Source organism: Sphingomonas sp. CFBP 13714, from assembly GCF_014842205.1.
GTDB lineage: Bacteria > Pseudomonadota > Alphaproteobacteria > Sphingomonadales > Sphingomonadaceae > Sphingomonas > Sphingomonas aerolata.
The window spans coordinates 1-1,442 of the sequence record NZ_JACYVG010000031.1; the positions used below are offsets into that span (position 1 = coordinate 1).

Annotated in this window: 2 protein-coding genes; both read right to left on the reverse strand. The window is 54.6% G+C overall.

What is annotated here, in order from left to right; translation table 11 throughout:
* Positions 1-175: 175 nt before the first annotated feature.
* Positions 176-574, reverse strand: a complete 399-nt coding sequence (locus tag IFT54_RS20155) for a VOC family protein (protein WP_031439576.1) — start codon at positions 572-574, stop codon at positions 176-178.
* A gap of 190 nt (positions 575-764) precedes the next feature.
* Positions 765-1,067: a DUF6894 family protein gene (locus tag IFT54_RS21075; RefSeq protein ID WP_416365454.1), complete on the reverse strand. Its 303-nt coding sequence runs from the start codon at positions 1,065-1,067 to the stop codon at positions 765-767.
* Positions 1,068-1,442 lie beyond the last annotated feature (375 nt).

Here is a 1,442-nt window from a genome sequence, read left to right on the forward strand (position 1 = left end):
TTTTTTTCGGCAGGCCATAAGTGCGGCCAACATCGCAGCGAATGTCGCCTTTTGGGCGGGAGCGGTCATTCGTCGATCCAGGGCGCTGAACGTCTGACTTTGGTGGAAAGCGGACATTCGCGCGATCGCAAAATCCGGGTCCGCTAGGGTCAAAAGCGGACCCGTGCCGGACAGATCAGGCAGGGAAATGTATTCCGCATAGTTTGTTGCCGTCTGGGTCGCGAAAATAGGCAAGTTCGACTGTCCCCAGCGATGCGGTATTACGCGGGCCGGGCGGGGCTTCGATCGAGGTGCCACCGTTGGCGACCGCGGTATCATGAAGCTGCTTCACTTGTTCAAGCGAGTTGCACGAAAAGGCTACGGTGCTGCCGTTGGCGACGCTTGCCGGTTCGTCGTTAATCGGCTGGCTGACGATGAAATTGGTTCCGTTGCCATTATTATAGATTAGCCGTGTATGGCCGCTGTCGGCAATGTTCCGCGTCCCTTCGCCTGCCCCCAAAGTGGCGAGCACCGTGTCGTAGAAGCGCTTCGACCGTTCAATATCGTTCGATCCGACCATGGTATGAAAAAGCATGCGGGCTCTCCTTGCAGCTGATCGACTTCCGATCGCCACTAGCCTTCTCACCTAACCGGCCGTTAGGACGCGGTCACCCCCGGGTCGTCGAAATGTCCGCGATTGGGGGATTTAGGACGTTCGCCGTGTGTTGGTACGACACTCAAGCTGCCGCAGATATGCAAAACCGCTTTCTTCCAAACAGTTCACTTTATCTAGCGGGTGTCCGGCCCGGCGGCCCCGCTTGGCGCTGTTCGGAATCTCCGAAACCGAATTTCATGGTGGACGGTGCAGCCGTCACGCAAACGAGAATTGTAAACAACGTAAGGCGATTAGCGTCAGTAATAGTCATGACCCAATCTTCGCCATTCCAAATTGCCGGTCCTTGCTCACATATAAGCCGACCCGCGTATTTTAACGCAAAGCAGCGAGCGGAAGCGATTGAAGGCAGTTCTTCGCCGACACAAGGAATGGCTGGTTCGGTATCAGCTATCTCGAAATAGTAAACTGACATAAGAGTCTCCCAAACTGAAACGGGAGCACTCGGTCTCTCAGTCGCTAAATACTAACGATAGATCAAGAGCGAACGTGGCACCTCTACAGTTCCATAACGCATGGCGCTTTGTGAGCCCTGCCCATCTCGCGTTCCAAAAAACGACACCGAATATCAATAGGGCTGCCGATAGTCCCAGAGTGGAATGCGTGCCGAAATTTCGTGCAATAAGCGGTAGCTGACCTAGTGCTCCGCCAACATGAGTGCCTGGTACAGTGGCCATGATTCACGCTTAACTCGGCTGCGTACCGTTTTCGTATCGCCGCACACCTGCGTGGTCTAAAGGCAGCAATCGGGAAATTGCTAGTCGCTTTTGAGCGTCTGCAATTGGGCGAA

Bases quoted from the DNA above. Each gene is read 5' to 3' on its own strand.
- IFT54_RS21075 (WP_416365454.1), bottom strand. From the start codon at position 1,067: ATGTCAGTTTACTATTTCGAGATAGCTGATACCGAACCAGCCATTCCT.
- IFT54_RS20155 (WP_031439576.1), bottom strand. From the start codon at position 574: ATGCTTTTTCATACCATGGTCGGATCGAACGATATTGAACGGTCGAAG.